This window comes from Streptomyces uncialis (genome assembly GCF_036250755.1).
Classification (GTDB): domain Bacteria; phylum Actinomycetota; class Actinomycetes; order Streptomycetales; family Streptomycetaceae; genus Streptomyces; species Streptomyces uncialis.
In genome coordinates this window covers 8,182,247-8,200,294 of sequence record NZ_CP109583.1, presented here as the reverse complement: position 1 = coordinate 8,200,294, position 18,048 = coordinate 8,182,247, and the positions used below count along the sequence as shown (strand labels likewise).

The window sequence follows — 18,048 nt, the reverse complement described above, 5'->3', positions numbered from 1 at the left end:
GACAAGCGGCAACCGATTACCGATTCGTCTACACTGACGGCGTGCTCAATCAGATGCCTTCCGAGGAATCCCGTACGCGGTCCCGGACCCGCCTGGCGATCCTCGACGCCGCCGTAGCGGTCCTCGGCGAGGACCAGTCCGCCCCGCTCAGCCAGGTCGCGACCGTGGCCGGAGTGGCCCGCAGCACCCTCCAGCGGTACTTCGCGGACCGCTCCGCGCTGCTCGCCGCGCTCTCCACGTACGCGACGGAGAAGATCGACGACGCGACCCACCGGGCCCACGTCGAGGACGGGCCCGCCCTGGAGGCCCTGCTCCGGCTGGCCCGGGAGCTGTTCGACCTCGGGGACATCGTGATGCTGGTGGCGCCCGGCTGGGAGAACGAGGCCGAGGAGGAGGAGTCGGCCACCGACGTGGCGCTGCGGTCCCTGCTGGGCCGGGGCCGCACGGAGGGGACCCTGGACGCGCGGTTCACCGCCGCGTGGATGGAGCAACTGATGTGGTCCACGCTCTACACGGCGTGGACCCATGTACGCGACCACGGAGCCTCCAAGCACGACTCGCTGGCGGCTTGCCTGCTGTCGCTCTCGAAGTCGCTGGGCACCGGCGGACAGGTCGGCACCGGCGGACAGGGCTGAGCACACCGCCCCGGGGCGAACGGACCGCCGCCCTGGGGCATCCGCACGGAACCCGGGCCCGCGCGGCCCGGATCACAGGACCACGGGAGGGCTGTCATGAGGATTCTGGTGACCGGTGCGACAGGAACGGTCGGCCGTCATGTGGTGCGCGAACTGATCGACGCGGGGGCGGACGTCCGCGCGCTGACCCGGGACCCGCGCCGGGCCGGCCTGCCCGCGCGAGCCGAGGCGGTGACGGGCGATCTCACCAGGCCCGCCGACCTCCGGGACGCGCTCAAGGGGGTCGAGCGGCTCTATCTCTTCCCGGAGCCCGACACGGCCCGCGAGGTCATGGCACTGGCCGGGGAGGCGGGGGTCCGGCGCGTGGTGGTGCTGTCCTCAGGGGCCGTCACGGCGGGATACGACACCAGCTACCACCTGCCCGTCGAGCGCGCCGCCGAGGAGTCGGGGCTGGAGTGGACCCATGTACGGCCCGGCGAGTTCGCCATGAACCATGTCGCCCTGTGGGGGCCGCCGATCCGTACGGAGCGGGTCGTACGCCACCCCTATCCCGATCTGGAGAGCCGTCCCGTGCACGAGCGGGACATCGCGGACATGGCCGTCACCGCCCTGCTGGCGGACGGGCACACGGGCCGCGCCTACGCGGTCGACGGACCCGCGCCCCTCACCCTGCGCGAGCAGGTCCGCGCGATCGCCGCCGCCCTGGGCGAGGAGATCCGCTTCGACGAGGTCACCCCGGAGGAGGCGCGCGAGCACTATCTCCGCCAGGGCGGTTTCGCCGCCGAGAACGCGGACATGCTGCTCGGCTTCACGGACTACGAGGGCAACCCCGTCGACCCCGAACAGGACGAGGCCGCCGGAGCGGACCCCGGCCCCACCGCCGACCAGGACACGGGCCAGCACGCCGACCCCGCCACCGGCACGGACACGGACACGGACACGGCGGGATCGTCCGCGCCCTGCTTCCCGGCCGCCACCGCGACAGGGCGGCCCGCCCGCCCCTTCGCCGCCTGGGCCCGGGACCACGTCGACGACTTCCGCTGACCGGACCCCGCCGGCCGGGCCGGGCCTGACCGCGACGGCCCGGCCCGGCCCACTCACCACTCCAGACCCCCGAAATCCACGCTCCCGAACTTTCCCAAATATATTCTGCAAAAATACTTTGGGAAAGCACCTCGCCCGGCCTACGCTCGAAAGGTGACCACCGAAGAGAGCCGTCGCGACGGCACCCGTCGTGTCCTGGACCCCGAGCGCGACGCGGCAGCGCTCAAGGCCCTCACCCACCCCCTGCGCATCCGGCTGCTCGGCCTGCTGCGCCAGCACGGTCCGGCGACCGCCAGCGAGCTGGCGGCCCGTACCGGCGAGTCGTCCGCGTCCACCAGCTACCACCTGCGGGTACTGGCGAAGTACGCCTTCGTCGCCGAGGCGGTGCACCGGGACGGCCGGGAGCGGCGCTGGCGGGCGGAGCATCTGGTCACCTCGTGGAGCAACGAGGCCATGGGCGCGTCCTCGGAAGGCCGGGCCGCGGTCGCGGCCATGCGACGACGGCAGGTCGAACATCTGGCGGCCTCGCTCGACCAGCACGAGGCGGACGTGGAGGCCGGGCGGCTGGGCCAGGAGTGGCGGGAGCCTTCCGGGATCACCGACCTGCTGCCCCGGCTCACCCCCGAGTCGGCCGTCGAACTACAGCGTGTCTACGAGGAGCGCCTGGCCGAACTGACCGCCCAGGACGCCGAGGACCCCCGCGCACTACAGGTCGTGGTGCTCACCGCCACCCTCCCGCTCGCCCCGGAGGCAGCGGGCACCGGGCCCACCGAGAACACCACCGGCCCCCTCGGGGACACCACCCGGGACGCGGGGTCAACCGTGGACGCCAAGGACACCGGCCCCGCCGAAAGCACGGAGCCGGCCCCGGACGCCGGATCAGCCCCCGACGCCGGGGAAGCCGAAGACGGGCCGGGCTCCGGGAGCACCCGATGACTCCTCCCCCGCCCCCGATACCCGAACCCGAACCCGACGCCGAGCCCAAGGCCGACACGAAGACCGCCGCGAGCACGGGCACAGGCACAGACCCGGACCCGGACCCGGACGCGACCGTGCGGAAGGCGCGCCGCCGGTACATCACCGTGTGCGCCCTCTTCTGGCTGCCCATAGGGCTGACCATCGCGCCGCTGGTGCTGCTGTTCACCGAGCGGGGCATGGCGCTGACGGCCGTCGCGGGGTTCTTCGCCGCGCACTCCCTCACCACGGCGCTGCTCGAACTGCCCACCGGCGGGCTCTCGGACGTCATCGGCCGCCGCGCCGTCCTGGCCGCCGCCGGACTGCTGAACGCCGTCGCCTTCACCTTCCAGGCCCTGGGCACCACCGCCTGGGCACTCACCGTCGGCATGGCCCTGATGGGCGCGGCCCGCGCGCTCTCCAGCGGCCCGGCGGAGGCCTGGTACGTCGACACCGTGCAGGCCGCGCGAGGTCCCGGCGCCGAGCTGCGGACCGGGCTGGCCCGGGGCGGCGCGGCGGTCTCGGCCGCGCTCGCGGTGGGCACCCTGGTGGGCGGCGGGGTGCCCTGGCTGCTGGGCCTCGGCCCGGACCCGGGCGAGCGGCTGCGCGAGGCGACCTCGGGTGCGGTGCTCCCGCTGTCCGTGCCGCCCCTGATGGGCTCGGCGGTCGCGCTGGTGTTCGTCGCGTACGTGCTGGCCGTGCTCCGGGAACCCGGACGTCCGTCGGTGACACCGGCGGGTGTGCTCCGGGGCGTTCCCGCGACCGTCGCCGCCGGACTGCGGCTCGGGGGACGGAACGCGCTGGTGCGGCGGGTGCTGCTGAGCGCGGCGGCGGCGGGCGGTGGACTCGCCACGGTGGAACTCCTCGTCCCGGGACGGGCGGCGGCCCTGACGGGCGCCCCGGAGTCGGGAGCCGTGCTGTTCGCCGGGCTCGCCTGCACCGGGTTCGTCTGCTCGGCACTCGGCAACCAGCTCGCGCCCCTGACGGCCCGGCTGACGGGCAGCGGGGAACGCGCGGTGCTGGCGTCGCTGAGCGTCTGTGCCGCCGGTCTGCTGCTGCTCGGGGTGACCAGCGCGGCCACGGACGGCGCCCCGTTGGCGCTGGCGGCCATGGGCTACGGGCTGCTGTACCTCGGTCTGGGCGCGGCGGGGCCCAACGAGAACGACCTGCTGCACCGGAGCGTGACCAGCGCCGGACGGGCGACCGCGCTGTCCGTGCAGTCCCTGGCGCTGCAACTGGCGGGAGTGGTCGCGGGCCTGACGGTCACCGCGCTCCCCGCCGGGCCGCTGCCCTGGCTGCTGGTGTCGGCCGTGCTGTTCGCGGCGGCCCTCCTGTGGACGCGCCGGGTGTCCGGCGCGGGGCCTGGTCCGTCCCCCGAGGCTACCGGCGACCGGGCCACGGAGCCCGCCCGCCCGATGGCCCAGGGTCGCCCGGGTTGATCCGGCGGCGGGTGCCGCAGCCGTAGGAAGCGGACGGCCGGGGCACGGCCGCCCGAGGGGACCACCGTCGCGGAGATCCGGCGGATGCTGGGCCGACCCGGTCTTCCACCCGGCGCTTCGGGGGGATTTCCGGGATTCGGCGGGCGGGTCGTGCCTGATCACCCCGCCGTCTTCGATACTGGGCCTGTCGCCACCCGGGCACGGACCCGCGCCGGACGAACACCGCCCGCCGGACGCCCCGTCACCGCACCCGGCACACCGACCGCCCGCCCGTCCAGGTCCCGACCCCACCCAGCCACCCAGCCACCCAGCCACCCACGATCCGATCCCCACTGATCAGACGGGACGCCGCTCGTGCGGCCGACCGGAACTTCCCGGGAGGAACCCTTGCGCATGCTCATCAATGTCGCCGAGACCGTGGTGGCCGACGCCCTGCGGGGGATGGCCGCGGCACATCCGGAACTCACCGTCGACGTGGAGAACCGGGTCATCGTGCGCCGGGACGCGCCCGTCGCCGGGAAGGTCGGGCTGATCTCGGGCGGCGGGTCCGGGCACGAGCCGCTGCACGGCGGATTCGTGGGGCCGGGAATGCTCTCGGCCGCGTGTCCGGGCGAGGTCTTCACCTCGCCCGTGCCCGACCAGATGCTGCGGGCCGCGGCGGCCGTGGACAGCGGTGCCGGGGTGCTGTTCGTCGTCAAGAACTACACCGGTGACGTGCTCAACTTCGACATGGCGGCCGAGCTCGCCGAGGACGAGGGCATCCAGGTCGCGAAGGTCCTGGTCAACGATGACGTGGCGGTGCTGGACAGCCTTTTCACCGCCGGCCGGCGCGGCACCGGGGCCACCCTGTTCGTGGAGAAGATCGCGGGCGCGGCGGCCGACGAGGGCATGCCGCTGGCGCGCGTCGAGGCGATCGCCCGTCAGGTGAACGAGAGCTCCCGCAGCTTCGGGGTCGCGCTCAGCTCGGTGACCACCCCCGCGAAGGGCAGTCCGACGTTCGACCTGCCGTCCGGTGAGCTGGAGCTCGGCATCGGCATCCACGGGGAACCGGGCCGGGAGCGGCGGGCGATGATGACCGCGCGGGAGATCGCGGACTTCTCGGTGCAGGCCGTACTGGAGGACCTGGAGCCGCGGAACCCGGTCCTGGTCCTCGTCAACGGCATGGGCGCGACCCCGCTGCTGGAGCTGTACGGGTATCACGCCGAGGTACGGCGGGTCCTCGACGAGCGCGGGGTGACGGTGGCCCGGACCCTGGTCGGCAACTACGTGACCTCGCTGGACATGGCGGGCGCGTCCGTGACGCTCTGCCAGGTCGACGAGGAGCTGCTGCGCCTGTGGGACGCCCCGGTCAGCACCCCCGGCCTGCGCTGGGGCATGTGACCCCCGTACGAACCGACATCGCGAGGGGCGCGGCCCGGAAGGCGCGGACAACGAACCGCACACGCCCGGGTGCGACCCCTGCCCGACCCCATGAACCGCAAGGAGGCCCAGTGCTCGACTCCGAGTTCTTCCGCCGCTGGATGAGCGCGACCGCCGTGTCCGTGGACCGTGAGGCGGCGAGTCTCACCGCGCTCGACTCCCCGATCGGGGACGCCGACCACGGCAGCAACATGCAACGCGGCTTTCTCGCCGTGGTGACCACCCTGGACAAGGAGCCCCCGGCGGCACCGGGCGCCGTCCTCGTCCTGGCGGGCCGTCAGCTCATCTCCACCGTCGGCGGTGCTTCGGGCCCGCTGTACGGGACGCTGCTGCGCCGGACCGGGAAGGCGCTCGGCGACGCGGACGAGGTGTCCGAGGCCGATCTGGCGGCGGCGCTGCGTACCGGGGTCGACGCGGTGGCCACGCTCGGCGGCGCGGCGCCCGGCGACAAGACGATGCTCGACGCGCTGCTGCCCGCGGTGGACGCGCTGGGCGACGGCGGCTCGTTCGCCGCGGCGCGGGCCGCGGCGGACGCGGGCGCGGAGGCGACGACACCGATGCTCGCGCGCAAGGGCCGGGCGAGCTATCTCGGTGAACGCAGCATCGGCCATCAGGACCCGGGGGCGACCTCGTCCGCGCTGCTGATCGCGGCGCTCGCGGACGCGGCCGGATCGGGGGCGTCCGGTGAGTGAGGCCGTGGGAGGGAACGACGCGGGCGCGCGGGCGGCGGACGCACGGCCCGGTGAGCGGGTCGTCGGCATCGTACTGGTGTCGCACAGCGCGGCGGTCGCGGCGTCGGTCGCCGAACTGGCGCTGGGGCTGGCCGCGGGCGGCGCCCCGGCGCCGATCGCCGCGGCGGGCGGCACCGAGGGCGGCGGGCTCGGTACGAGCTCGGAACTGATCTCCGTGGCGGCGGCCCGGGTCGACCGGGGCGCGGGGGTCGCGGTGCTAACGGATCTCGGCAGCGCGGTCCTCACCGTCAAGGCGCTGCTGGCCGAGGGCGACGAACTCCCCGAGGCGACCCGACTGGTGGACGCGCCGTTCGTGGAGGGGGCGATCGCCGCGCTGGTCACCGCGTCCACCGGCGCCGATCTGGACGCGGTCGCCACGGCGGCCACGGAGGCGTACGACTACCGCAAGGTGTGACGGGGATTGCCGTGGCCGGACGACCGGCCACGGCACGTGTGCGGGGCCCTCGCGGCGAGGGCGCCCTGCCGGGCGCGCGGCTCTCGTCGTCATGGCGCGGCCCCCGAAGCGGCCCGGCCGGGCGCGGGCAACGGGTCCGTCAGCCGGTGCGGCACGGTCCCCAAAGCGGCCCCGCCGGGCGCGGGCAACGGGTCCGTCAGCCGGTGCGGGCGACGAGTTCCCGGGCCAGCCGCTCCCCCTCCGTGACGGCGGCCGAACGGCTCTCGATGGGCTTGGCCTTCGAGTCCTTGAACACGATGTACGTGACCCCGGACGGCACTCCGCCCGTCCGGGGATCGGACGGGATGCCCAGCGCCTCGGCCGCCGCGTACGACGCCTCACCGATGATCCCGGTCGGGCCGGTGTCACCGACGACGGCGTACAGCACCTTGTCCTCGTGGATCACGGCGACGACGCTGCCGCCGTGGACGCCGTGGTCGCTGTGCTTCCACCGGGAGCCACGGGCGGGCACGACGATGAACGGCAGTTCCTCGGCGCTCAGATAGCGGCCGTCCGACTGCTGGAAGGCCGTCATGGCGGTGAAGGAGGGGTCGGTCTCCTTGTTGCAGTACCGCCCGGGGCGGCCGTCGCAGTCGATGTCCATGTCGGCGGTCCAGTGGACGGCCCCGGCCGTCCCGCACACCGGGACGGACTCCGCCGCCGCGACGGCGTCGGTGCGGAACCTGCCCTGGGACACCTGGGCGCAGCCCTTCACCGCGGCGAGGAGGTCGGCGGCCGTGACGGCCGCCTCCCGCACGACGGGGGCGCGGTGCTCCCAGCGCGGCGGCGGGGGCAGCGGAAGAGCCTCGGCCGAGAGGGCGGCGGGGGCGAGCAGGACGGTGCCGATCGCGGTGGCGAGTACCGTCGTCCGGTTGTGCACGATGAACAGACCCTCCAGATGCGGACAGTGACGAGCTGTCACACATTTGTGCCCGTTACGGGACATCCTTCCATCGCTCCGGGGCCGGACGGGCGGGTGAACCGGCGGTCGCGCGGCGTGTCGCCACCCGGTCGGCGCAGACGCCGCACGCGGTGGACGGTTTCGGATCGCTGTCAACCCCTTGATGTGCACTCAACATTCATGTCATACAGGTCTGTACCAATGCCGACCGGAAGGCACCACGGTGCGACGCATCCCCCCACACCGCATCCCCCTCCGCGCCCTGCCGCTGTGCGCGGCGGCGTTCCTCCTGACCTCCTGCGGGTGGACCGACGACGGCCCGTCCGTCGCACCGCCCGCCGCGCCCATCGGCGTCACCGCCGAGGCCGGGAGCTCCAGCACCGTCCATGTCATGTGGAACCGGCCCGGCCCCGGCGCCAAGGTCGAGGGCTACTCCGTCTACCAGGGCGAGAAACTGGTCAAGGAACTGCCCGGTGAGCAGTACATGGTCGACATATCCGGGCTCAAGCCCTCGGCCTCGTACTCCTTCACGGTCCGGGCGCGCGACGACCGCGGCACCCTCGGCCCCAGGAGCAGGGCCGTCAAGGTGACCACCCCGCGGTTCAAGAAGGCCGACAAGAAGCCGCCGACGGTACCCGGCGAGCTGAAGGGCGACGCCCGGGGTGCCCGCAGCGCGCTGCTGACCTGGAAGAGCTCCACCGACGACCAGGCCGTCGCGTCGTACGACATCTACCAGTCGGGCACGAAGATCCACAGCGCGGGCGCGAAGGCCACCCGCACCGTGGTGACCGGGCTGCGGCCCGGGACCGACTACACCTTCACGGTCAAGGCGCGGGACGCGTCCGACAACTCCTCGGCCGCGAGCAACGCGCTGCGGCTGACGACCGCCGAGGGCGCGGAGGACGCCCGGGGCACGGCGCCGACCGAGTTCGAGGCGGTCTCCCGCGAGGAGGACGGGTCGTACCACATCGACCTGTCGTGGAACCCGCCGGAGACCGACGGGGTCGTGATGCAGTACCGCATCCAGCTCAACCGTGAGCAGACCACGTCCCTGGTCTGGGGCGGCAATCCGCCGAAGGGCCGCGCGAAGCACAGCTTCTACGCCGACCGGGAGAAGGGCGTCACCTATCGCGTACGCATCCAGGCGATGCTGCCGGACGGCACGTTCGGGGAGTACTCGCCGGAGCGGGTCGTGGTGACGGGCGAGGCCCCGAAGCGGTAGCGGACGGCCGGGCCGGGGCGGTTCCCCGGTCCGGCCGGTACCGCCGGTCGCGCGGCGGGGTCCCCCGGACGTGGGACCCCGTCACCTGCCCGGACCGCGCCCGCATGCGGGCCGCTCCGATCGGCCGTTGGCTCGACCCAGGCAGCACGGACGACTCCCCACCCTCGGCGGCGCACGGGACGTACCGCCAACCGTGCCGTCGGAGGGCAGACACATGCGCACCACTCAGATAGCCGTCCGCGCCGGACTCGCGGTGGCCGCCGCCGCGATACCACTGGCGACGGCCTCCCCCGTGTTCGCCGGGGGCACCGGGGTTCCGGGCATCACGGTCACCTCGTCCGGGTCGACGGTGCAGGTCAGCACCGGTGCCTGCGCCGGGGGCGGCACCGCGTCGCTGATGACGGGCACCCAGGCGGACTTCTCCCAGGGACGGCAGGCCACCCTCAGCACGGGGGCCACCCAGTCCGCCACCTGGACGAACGTCGGCTCCGGCACCTACTCGGTGTCGGTGGTGTGCGGCAACGGCTCCACGGCGGGGACCAGATCGGTCACCGTCAACGCGGCACCGACCCTGTCGTCGACGACCGCACCCGCGGGCGTACGGGGCGGCCTGGGCGGCAGCGCCACGGACCACCGCACCCTCACCCTGGTCGGCGGTGGGGGCCTGGTGCTGACAGGTGTCGCCGCCACCGTGCTGTACCTACGGCGCAAAGGCGGGGCGCGTCAGCACTGAGGCGTTCCACCCGACGGCCGCCGCCCACCCCGGGCGGCGGCCGTCGCCGTACGCGGAACCGGCTTGCCGTGACGTACGGGGTGGAGCCGTCGGCCATCGCCGTACGACGCGGGAGCGGCAGCCGCGCGGGGAGCTACCGTCCTGCGGCCGGCGGGGTGCGCGCGGCGCCGAACTCCGTGGTCCTGCGCAGCCGGAATCCCATGTGTTCGTACACCCGGATGGCGTGGGTGTTGCGCGCGCTGGTGTGCAGGAACGGGACCTCACCGCGGTCCCGGACACCGGCCGCGACCGCGCGCACCAGCCGTGCGGCGAGGCCCTGGCCCTGGTGGCCGGGGTCGGTGCAGACCGCGCTGATCTCCGTCCAGCCCGGCGGTCTGAGCCGTTCCCCCGCCATCGCGACCAGCGCGCCGCCCCGGCGGATACCGAGATACGTGCCGAGTTCGACGGTCCGGGGCAGGAACGGCCCCGGCCGGGTCCGGGCCACCAGATCCAGCATCTCGGGCACATCGGCGGGCCCGAGCCGTACCGCCTCGGCGTCATGCGCGGCCACCAGACCGGCGTCCACGAACTGGACCCCGGCCAGCCGGTCGACCAGCGTCCAGCCCTCGGGCAGGGTCACCCCGGTCGCCGGGAGCGGCACCTCGGTGTCCGGCCCCACCAGCGCGGCGAGGTCCGCCCAGTCCTGCGGGCCCGGCTCCTCGGGCATCCCGAGCCAGGGCGACACGTCCAGCTGATAGCGGACGACCCGGCCGACGCGCTCCGCGAAGCGCGCGTGCGGACCGTGGAGCGCGGCGTACGCCGGATTGTCGAGGATGTGCGGCACCCCGGTCAGCGCGGACGCCTCGTCGAGCGCGGGACCGTCCGCGGTACCGGGGTCCGCGCCGGGGGCGGCACCGGCGGGCGTACCGGTACCCGGATCCCGCACGGGACCAGCAGCCGTGGCGAGGACGGTCGCCGGAGCAGGGCCGGATGCGGACAGTTCGGCGGTACGGGACGGGGCGCTCACCGGCGGGCCTCCCCACCGGGACGCCCGTCACGGTCTCCGCCGGAGTGCCCACCAGGACGCCCGCCGGAATGCCCGTCAGGATCTCGGCCGACGTGCCCACCGGGATGTCCGCCGGGGTCACCGCCGGGGTCACCGCCGCCGATCTCGATGACCGTCTTTCCCCGGGCGTGCCCCTCCTCGACCTCGCGCAGCGCCTCGGCCGCGCGGTCCAGCGGCACGACGCGGGTGACCCGGGGGTCTAGGGAGCCGTCGGCCACCCGGGCGGCCAGTTCACCGAGGACGTCGGCGGCACGGGCGCGGACCACGAAGGCGCCGCCGAGCCGGGTGACGCCTTCCCGGTCCCCGGCGCTGACCAACTTCGTCCGGTCGGCGACCAGCGGCCCGGCCTCCTGGAGCACCTCACCGCCCACGAGGTCGAGCACACCGTCCACGCCGTCCGGGGTGACGGCGCCCACCCGGGCGGCGAAGCCGGGGCCGGAGGCCACGTGCACGGCGCCCAGGGACTCCACGAACTCCTTCTTCCCGGCGCTCGCGAGCCCCACGACCCGCAGACCCGAGGCCACGGCGAGTTGCAGGGCCGAGGCGCCGACCCCGCCGCCCGCGCCCGTCACCAGCAGGGTCGCGCCCCGGGGCAGGGCGAGCTGACGCACTCCGTCCAGGGCGGTGGCCGCGGCGACGGGCAGGGCCGCCGCGTCGGTGAAGGAGACCGCGTCCGGTTTACGGGCGGCGAGGGCGACGGGCAACAGGGTGTACTCGGCGTAGCCGCCGTCCGACGGGTTGCCGAAGACGGCGTCCCCCACCTGGAACCCGCTGACGTCCGGCCCCAGCGCCTCGACGGTCCCCGCGACCTCGCTGCCGAGGACCACCGGGAAGCGCGGTTCCCCGGCGCCCGGTCTGCGCAGCCCTTCCCGGAGCTTCCAGTCGACCGGGTTGACCCCGGCGGCCCGTACGGCGACCAGGAGTTCACCCGGGCCCGGCACGGGCTTGGCCCGGTCCACGAGGGCCTGGGCCTCGGGGCCGCCGTGACGGGTGAACACGAATGCCTTCGGCATGGGACCTCATCCTCTCGCTCGTCGGCGGGCTGCCTGCTCTCCACCTGCGACTCTCCATCTGCGACATCGGCACCAAGCACGGAGGGGCACGCCGGTATTCCCCGGCCGCCGGAGTGTTCATACGGCCGCAACGATCCCCTGCGGGCCCCCGGACCCCCGGCTTCCGTGAGCGCCCGGCCCGCCCGCCCCCGCCCGCTCCGGCGGGGCGCCCCGGGCATCGTCACCGGCCCGTACCCGGTCGGCCCACCTTGTCGCACCCGCCCGCTTCACGCCCGTCGGACCGGACGCTCCCGGTGACGCCGAAGACCCCGTGCGGCGGGGCGCGGCACGGGGTCGGGGCACTGATCGTGTGCGCTTGCGCTGCGGGACGGACACGGGGCCGCGTACGGCCTGCCGTCACAGGCGCGGCGCGTGATCCACCCGCAGGGGTGACCGGCGCGGGACGAGCGGAGTCTCGGCGGCGGCCGGGTGCGGGTCCGGCCCCTCGCCGTGGGCACGGCGCTGGGAAGCCGGCCGTGGACACGGGGTACGGCACCGGGAGGACAGCCGTAGGCACCGGGAAGACGGTGGTGCGGAAAACAGCAGAAGCGCCCGGGGGGCGGTTCACCCCGGGCGCCCGCTGGTCTGGGTCCGCCGTGCGGGTCGGGCCGCCCCTGGGGAGGGGCGGCCGACGCGGGTCAGCAGGAGAGGTTGCCTCCCGTGGGGACGCCGAGGACGCCGGCGAACCGCTGGTAGGAGTTGATGCGGCTCTGGACCTGCGCGGGGTTGCGGCCGTCGCACTCCAGGGAGCCGTTGATGCTGCGGATGGTCTGGCCGAACCCGGCGCCGTTCACCATCGCGTTGTGGCCGGTCATCGTGCCGGGACCGGACTGGGTGTTCCAGTACCACAGGGCGGTCTTCCAGGCGACGGCCGAGTCGTTCTGGACGAGCGAGGGGTTGCGCAGCAGGTCGATGCCGAGCGCGTCACCGGCGGCCTTGTAGTTGAAGTTCCAGCTGAGCTGGATGGGGCCGCGTCCGTAGTACGCCGCCTGGCCCGCGGGGCAGCCGTAGGGCTGGCTCGCGTCGCAGTAGTGCGGGTAGTTGGCGGTGTTCTGCTCGACGACGTGGACGAGGCCGCCGGTCTCGTGGTTGATGTTGGCGAGGAAGGCCGCGGCCTCCTGCTTCTTGAGCGTGTCGCTGCCCGTCTTCGCGAAGGCCGGGTAGGCGCTGAGCGCGGCCTTGAGCCCGGCGTACGTGTAGAAGGAGTTGCGGCCCGGGAACATCTGGTTGAACTGCGCGGAGCTCACCACGAAGTCGCCGGCCGGTTCCGTGGGTTCGGGCTCGACGGGCCCGGTCTCGCACGTGTGGGGGTTCCAGAACCAGGTGGAGACGGTCGGGTCGTAGCCGGGGTTGGCGTGCTCGGCGATGTAGGCCCGGCCGTCGGTGTACCGCACGATGTCGCCGACCTGGTACGACTGGCCGCGCACCCATGACTGGTAGCTCGAACAGGGCGCGGCCGCGGCCTGCGTCGCCGGGATGATCACCGCGGCCCCGCCGGCGACGGCGAGGGCGGCGAGTACGGCGGTGAAGCGTCGCTTGGACATGCGATCTACTCCTCGTTGCGCGTACGGCCTCGCCCGTGACAGGGGACGGAGTGGGTCCCGCGCACTGCCGGTTGGGGGCGGCTGATACGCGACGGGCGGACCGCTGTGGGGGGTGGGCTGCCACTCAATCGCCTTGGTCTGTACCAGTCAAGGGTTTAGACCAATTAGGTCACCGGAATCCGGCCACAAATAGCTTCCGGCGGCCCTCCCGACCCACCAACCACCGCACGGTGCACGGGATATGGCGGCAATACGCCGCGCCTTTCGCGCAACTCACCCTGTCCTGCTCATATATGGGGACGTGTCGCTCTCTCGCACATGCCGTCCGCTCCCCCGCGCACCCCGGCAGCTCACCCCAGACCTTCCGCCAGCGGGCCCAGCGACAGGACGGGCAGGAAGTTGAGCAGGGCCAGGATCAGCGCGGAACCGGTCGCGAGGACCACGAAGGCCGCGCCGCGGGCCCGAAGGGTGCCGGAGGTGACCGCCGACGGAGTCAGGCGCGCCAGCCGCCCGGCGAGGGCCAGCAGGAACACCATCGGCAGATAGCGGCCGATCAGCATCGCCGCGGTCATCAGCAGTTGATGGAAGTCGGTGGTGCCGTCGAAGCCCGCCATCGCGCTGCCGTTGCTCACCACACCGGACGTGTACGCGTAGACCAGTTCGGTCAGCCCGTGCGGTCCCGGCTCGTCCATCGACGAGACCCCGGGCCCCAGCGCGACCGCGAGGGCGGCGCAGGACAGGATCGTGACGGGGGCGACCAGCGTGTACAGGGCGACGAACCGCATCTCCCGCCACCCCAGCCGCTTGCCGAGGTACTCGGGCGTCCGGCCGACCATCAGTCCGCCGACGAACATGGCCACCAGCACCGCGATCAGCAGCCCGTACAGCCCGCTGCCGGTACCACCCGGGGCGATCTCACCGAGCATCATCGCGCTGAGCAGCACCCCGCCCCCCAACGCGGAGAAACTGTCGTACGAGGAGCCTCCCGCGCCGTCCGCGCTCGCGGTGGCCGCGATCCCGAACAGGGTGGAGCCCGGGACACCGATCCGGGTCTCGGTCCCCTCGTACTGACCGCCGACCGCCTCGGTGACCGTCCCGCCCCCGGCGCCCTGTGCCAGGGTCGCGGCGGTGGCGAGCAGCCCGAAGAGCACACCGACGACGGCGAGCAGGGTCCAGCTCTGCCGGGTCGAACCGATGAGCCGTCCGTAGGTGCGGACGAACGCGGTCGGGATCAGCAGCATCAGCACGGCCGACAGCGCGTTGGACCACGCCGAGGGGTTCTCGTAGGGATGCGCGCTGCTCGCGTTGAAGAAGCCGCCACCGTCCCCCGACAACAGCTTGACCGACTCCCAGGAGCCCACCGGGCCGCCGGGCAGGACCTGCGTACCGCCCGCGACGGTGGTCACCGGCTGCGGGGCGCCGAGGGTCTGCGGTACCCCGAGCGCGATGAACAACAGCCCGGCGACGGCGGCGAGCGGCAGCAGGACGCGGAACACGGTACGGGTCAGGTCGACCCAGAAGTTCCCGAGTGCGTCCCCTCCTTGCCGGATCAGCCCCCGGATCAGCGCGAGCGCCACACATATCCCGACGGCTGCCGAGGCGAACGCCTGGGTGCCGAGGCCCGCCATCACGGCGAGATGGCCGGTGGTGTCCTCGGCCGCGTAGTTCTGCCAGCTGGTGTTGGTGGTGAAGCTGACGGCGGTGTGCAGGGCGAGCCGCCACGGCATGCCGTCGTGGCCGGTGGACCAGGGCAGTTCGTGCTGCCAGGTGAAGAGCGCGAACAGCGCGGCGATCCCGGCCGTGGTGAACGCGAGCACGGCGGACAGATAGTGCCGCCAGTGCTGTTCGCGGTCCGGGTCGACACCGAGGAACCGGTACAGCACCCGCTCCGCCCGGGTGTGGCGTGCCCCGCCGAGGACCCGGGCCATATGGTCGCCGAGCGGGACATGCAGTCCCACCACCACGGCGACGACGAGGGCGGCCTGGAGCCAGCCGTGCATGTCAGCCCCCTTCGCCGGGACGGACGCGGTCGAGCTCCGCGTTCAGCCGGACGACGTTCACCGTGGGTTCCCCGAGCACACCGAGCGGGCGTCCGGTGGTGCAGCCGGCGACCAGGGCCCGTACGACGTCCTCGCCGATGCCCCGTTCCCTGGCCACCCGTGGGGTCTGGAGCCGGGCGTAGCCGGGGCTGATGTGGGGGTCGAGTCCGCTGCCGCTCGCGGTGACCGCGTCCCCGGGGACACGGGGCCGGGCGGGCGCGCCGCCCCGGACGGGGGTGACGACGGCCGCCGAGTGGTCCTCGCCGGGGCGGGCGCACTCGACCGGGACCCCTTCGTAGCGGGCGCGGAACGGGCGGGCGGGACAGGGCTGGTTGAGGCTCACGACCCGGGTGGCGGTGCCGGTGGCGCCGTCCGCGCGGAACACCCCGAGCACCGCGCCGACGCCGTCGGCGGTGCAGTAGGGGCGGGACCCGTCGACGCCTTCCCGCTGCCCGATCGCCTTGCTGCGCGCGCAGACCTGGGTGAGCAGCGCCGGGGTGCCCGGCTCGCCGCCGGTGGGCGGTGTGTCGACCGTGGACTCCGGTCCGAGGTTCCCGGCGCCGGACGCCAGCGCGTCGTAGCCGTCCCCCGCGTGCGAGGGGCGGGGCTGGAACCGGCCGGGCAGCGGGGTGCCGTCGGGGTCCGTGAACGACTGGCCGATCAGCGTGCTGCCGAGGTGTTCGCCGCCGGGACCGGTGAGCGGTGAGCCCTGGGCCGCGTCCCGCAGTCCGGGCAGCCGGGCCGCGGCGGTCATGGCGAGCGGATACCCGAGGCCGACGAGCAGCGTCAGGACGAGGACGACCCGTACCGCGACGAGGTGCCGGGCGGCCCACGCGGGCGGCGCGGGGAATCGGCGCGGGGGCGGTGGCCCGCCACCGGAGGGCGTCATCGTGCGCGCTCCGGCCGGAGTACTGCCATGGAAATGCTCCTCGGGATACGGGATACGGGGGGCGGGAAGCGGGGGGCGGGGATCGGCCATGGGGCGGTCGGGGACGAGGCGATGGGCGTGTGCCGGGCGTCCGCCGCCGGGGCCGCGCCGCCGACGCTAGGGCGGCGGACCCGGGGGTCCCGCGTCCCCTGACGCGTCGCATACGGCGATCGGCCCGGCGCTTACGCGACGCTGACGCCGACCCGGTGCGAGGCGATCCCGTACCGGCACTCCCGTACCGCCCGCGCGTGGCTGAAAACCCATGCCTCGCGTGGCGCGATCCGCACTTTCACGGCTCGGGGGCGTGTGTTTGCCTGAGGGACCGTTCCGCTGACACTTACCGGGGGTTACCGCATGCGGAAGCCATGGGCCGTCGTCCCCGTGCTCGGGCTGCTGCTGCTCACCGGCTGCGGGGACCCGTCGTCACCGGCCGCCGCGCCGCCCGCCCCCACCCGCGAGGAGACCGGCCGTCCGCCGGCCACCACCCAGCAGCGGCCCGCCGCGTCACCCGAGGCCACCCGGCCGCCCCGGCCCTCCCCCACCCCCAGGAAGGGCCCCCGGGTGCTGTACCTCGGCGACTCGCTCGCCATGGAGAACCAGGACGTGCTCGGGAAGCAACTGCGGGACGAGCTCGGGGCGCGGTACACCAGCGCGCCCCGGTCGGGCACCACACTGTGCGACTACCTGGAGGGCACCGGCGAGGACTCCCTCGTCCCCACGGAGCACAAGGCGGCGACGCTCGTCGTCAAGGAGCGGCCCGACTATGTGGTGCTCCAGTTCTGGGGCAACTCCTGGGGATACACGCCCTGTATGGGCGGCCTCACCCACGAGGCGTCCCCCGCGGCGTACTTCCAGCGCTACGCGGCCGACGCCGGGCGGCTGTCCGGGCAGATCTCCGCCGCCGCCCGCCGCGCGGGGATGACGCCGCCCCGGAGCGTCTGGGTGCTCCAGGGGCCGGACCCGATCACCCCGGACCGTGTCCGCGAGGTCAACGCCGTGTACGCGGAACGCGCGCGGGACACCGGGGAGCTCCTGGCCGACGCGGGCGCGGCGGTCAGCGCGCCCGGCGCCCGCCACACCTGGACCCAGTACCTGCCCTGCACCGAGCGGGAGCGGACGACGGCGGGAGCCTGCACCGACCGGGCCCGGGACCGTACCGCGCTGCACCGCGACGACGACTATCTGCACTTCTGTCTGGCACCCACGACCCCCCGGTCGAGGCCGTGTCCGGTCCCCTCCCCCGGTATCACCCGGATCGCGCGCGCCATCACGGCCACGGTGGCGGAGCACCGGCGCTGAGCCCGCGCGCCACGGTCCCCCGCGCTCCCGATGCACCCATGTGGGTGACGGCTGTGCGGGACCGGTTCACTCCACGGGTTCGAACCACGCCGGGTCGTCCGAGAACGCCAGCTTGATCCGCAGCAGCGTCGACTCCCCCAGCTCCGGCAGCGAGTCGACGGCGAACCAGCCGACCTCCAGCGACTCGTCGTCGTTGACCCGGGCCTCCCCGCCGACGGCCCGGCAGCGGAACGTGATGTCCATGTACTGGCACACATCGCCGTTGTCGTACCGCACCGGCGACAACGCCTGCACCAGGAGGACGCGTTCCGCGACGCAGTGCACCGCGGTCTCCTCGTACACCTCACGCACCGCGCACACGGCGGGCTGCTCCCCCGGCTCCGGGATACCGCCGATCACCGCCCACTCACCGGTGTCGCTGCGGCGTCCGAGCAGGACGCGGTCGTCGTCGTCCACGACGATCGCGGTGACCCCGGGAAGCCACAACAGCTGGTGCCCGGCGGTGGTACGGAGTTCACGGATGAAGTCAGGAGTAGCCATGTCCCGACCCTAGGGCCTGCTCAAGGCCCCCGGGATCACTCTCCCGGACGCGCCGCGCGGCCCGCGACG

Annotated in this window: 17 protein-coding genes; 10 read left to right on the top strand and 7 right to left on the bottom strand. The window is 74.0% G+C overall.

Annotated elements, in window-relative coordinates; all coding sequences use genetic code 11:
• Positions 1–41 precede the first annotated feature (41 nt).
• The 7 genes from OG711_RS34420 (at position 42) to OG711_RS34390 (ending at position 6,637) form a co-directional block, all read left to right on the top strand.
• Positions 42–635, top strand: a complete 594-nt coding sequence (locus OG711_RS34420) for a TetR/AcrR family transcriptional regulator (RefSeq protein ID WP_073795790.1) — start codon at positions 42–44, stop codon at positions 633–635.
• Between the two features lie 96 nt (positions 636–731).
• The gene (locus OG711_RS34415; protein WP_329562518.1) at positions 732–1,679 is read left to right on the top strand and encodes an SDR family oxidoreductase; all 948 of its coding nucleotides are present in this window, start codon (positions 732–734) and stop codon (positions 1,677–1,679) included.
• Between the two features lie 153 nt (positions 1,680–1,832).
• Positions 1,833–2,615: an ArsR/SmtB family transcription factor gene (locus OG711_RS34410; RefSeq protein ID WP_329562516.1), complete on the top strand. Its 783-nt coding sequence runs from the start codon at positions 1,833–1,835 to the stop codon at positions 2,613–2,615.
• Positions 2,612–4,072 carry an MFS transporter gene (locus OG711_RS34405; protein WP_329562514.1) on the top strand — a complete coding sequence of 487 codons (1,461 nt, stop codon included), beginning with the start codon at positions 2,612–2,614 and terminating at the stop codon, positions 4,070–4,072. Before OG711_RS34410 ends, OG711_RS34405 begins: the two co-directional genes overlap by 4 nt.
• Positions 4,073–4,459: 387 nt before the next feature.
• A complete protein-coding gene (dhaK, locus tag OG711_RS34400) occupies positions 4,460–5,452 on the top strand; it encodes a dihydroxyacetone kinase subunit DhaK (RefSeq protein ID WP_073795809.1) in 993 nt (330 codons plus the stop codon).
• Positions 5,453–5,562: 110 nt separating this feature from the next.
• Positions 5,563–6,183, top strand: coding sequence for a dihydroxyacetone kinase subunit DhaL (gene dhaL, locus OG711_RS34395; protein ID WP_329562512.1), 621 nt, complete (start codon positions 5,563–5,565; stop codon positions 6,181–6,183).
• Between the two features lie 4 nt (positions 6,184–6,187).
• On the top strand, positions 6,188–6,637 hold the full coding sequence (locus OG711_RS34390; RefSeq protein ID WP_073795813.1) for a PTS-dependent dihydroxyacetone kinase phosphotransferase subunit DhaM: 450 nt from the start codon (positions 6,188–6,190) through the stop codon (positions 6,635–6,637).
• A gap of 196 nt (positions 6,638–6,833) precedes the next feature.
• Here OG711_RS34390 and OG711_RS34385 read toward each other — a convergent pair whose 3' ends face one another.
• Positions 6,834–7,598, bottom strand: a complete 765-nt coding sequence (locus OG711_RS34385) for a glycoside hydrolase family 75 protein (RefSeq protein ID WP_329562510.1) — start codon at positions 7,596–7,598, stop codon at positions 6,834–6,836.
• A 202-nt stretch (positions 7,599–7,800) separates the two neighbouring features.
• On the opposite strand from OG711_RS34385, the gene OG711_RS34380 reads away from it, so the two are divergent.
• Together OG711_RS34380 and OG711_RS34375 are read left to right on the top strand one after the other, a co-directional pair.
• Complete coding sequence (locus tag OG711_RS34380) at positions 7,801–8,799, top strand: fibronectin type III domain-containing protein (protein WP_329562508.1); 999 nt, start codon at positions 7,801–7,803, stop codon at positions 8,797–8,799.
• A 214-nt stretch (positions 8,800–9,013) separates the two neighbouring features.
• Entirely contained in the window at positions 9,014–9,532 is a 519-nt protein-coding gene (locus tag OG711_RS34375; RefSeq protein WP_329562506.1) for a hypothetical protein, read from the top strand.
• A 133-nt stretch (positions 9,533–9,665) separates the two neighbouring features.
• Here OG711_RS34375 and OG711_RS34370 read toward each other — a convergent pair whose 3' ends face one another.
• From OG711_RS34370 to OG711_RS34350, 5 genes are all read right to left on the bottom strand, one after another.
• On the bottom strand, positions 9,666–10,364 hold the full coding sequence (locus tag OG711_RS34370) for a GNAT family N-acetyltransferase (RefSeq protein WP_073795955.1): 699 nt from the start codon (positions 10,362–10,364) through the stop codon (positions 9,666–9,668).
• A gap of 170 nt (positions 10,365–10,534) precedes the next feature.
• Positions 10,535–11,590 carry an NADP-dependent oxidoreductase gene (locus OG711_RS34365; RefSeq protein WP_329562504.1) on the bottom strand — a complete coding sequence of 352 codons (1,056 nt, stop codon included), beginning with the start codon at positions 11,588–11,590 and terminating at the stop codon, positions 10,535–10,537.
• A gap of 677 nt (positions 11,591–12,267) precedes the next feature.
• On the bottom strand, positions 12,268–13,173 hold the full coding sequence (locus OG711_RS34360; RefSeq protein ID WP_073795821.1) for a glycoside hydrolase family 19 protein: 906 nt from the start codon (positions 13,171–13,173) through the stop codon (positions 12,268–12,270).
• Positions 13,174–13,523: 350 nt separating this feature from the next.
• Positions 13,524–15,173 carry a potassium-transporting ATPase subunit KdpA gene (gene kdpA, locus OG711_RS34355; protein ID WP_329562501.1) on the bottom strand — a complete coding sequence of 550 codons (1,650 nt, stop codon included), beginning with the start codon at positions 15,171–15,173 and terminating at the stop codon, positions 13,524–13,526.
• Position 15,174: 1 nt separating this feature from the next.
• Complete coding sequence (locus OG711_RS34350) at positions 15,175–16,101, bottom strand: potassium-transporting ATPase subunit C (protein ID WP_329562499.1); 927 nt, start codon at positions 16,099–16,101, stop codon at positions 15,175–15,177.
• A 393-nt stretch (positions 16,102–16,494) separates the two neighbouring features.
• On the opposite strand from OG711_RS34350, the gene OG711_RS34345 reads away from it, so the two are divergent.
• Positions 16,495–17,439 carry an SGNH/GDSL hydrolase family protein gene (locus tag OG711_RS34345; RefSeq protein ID WP_329562497.1) on the top strand — a complete coding sequence of 315 codons (945 nt, stop codon included), beginning with the start codon at positions 16,495–16,497 and terminating at the stop codon, positions 17,437–17,439.
• 66 nt (positions 17,440–17,505) lie between these two features.
• On the opposite strand, the gene OG711_RS34340 is transcribed toward OG711_RS34345, so the two are convergent.
• Positions 17,506–17,979, bottom strand: a complete 474-nt coding sequence (locus OG711_RS34340; protein ID WP_073795832.1) for an NUDIX hydrolase — start codon at positions 17,977–17,979, stop codon at positions 17,506–17,508.
• Positions 17,980–18,048: the final 69 nt, after the last annotated feature.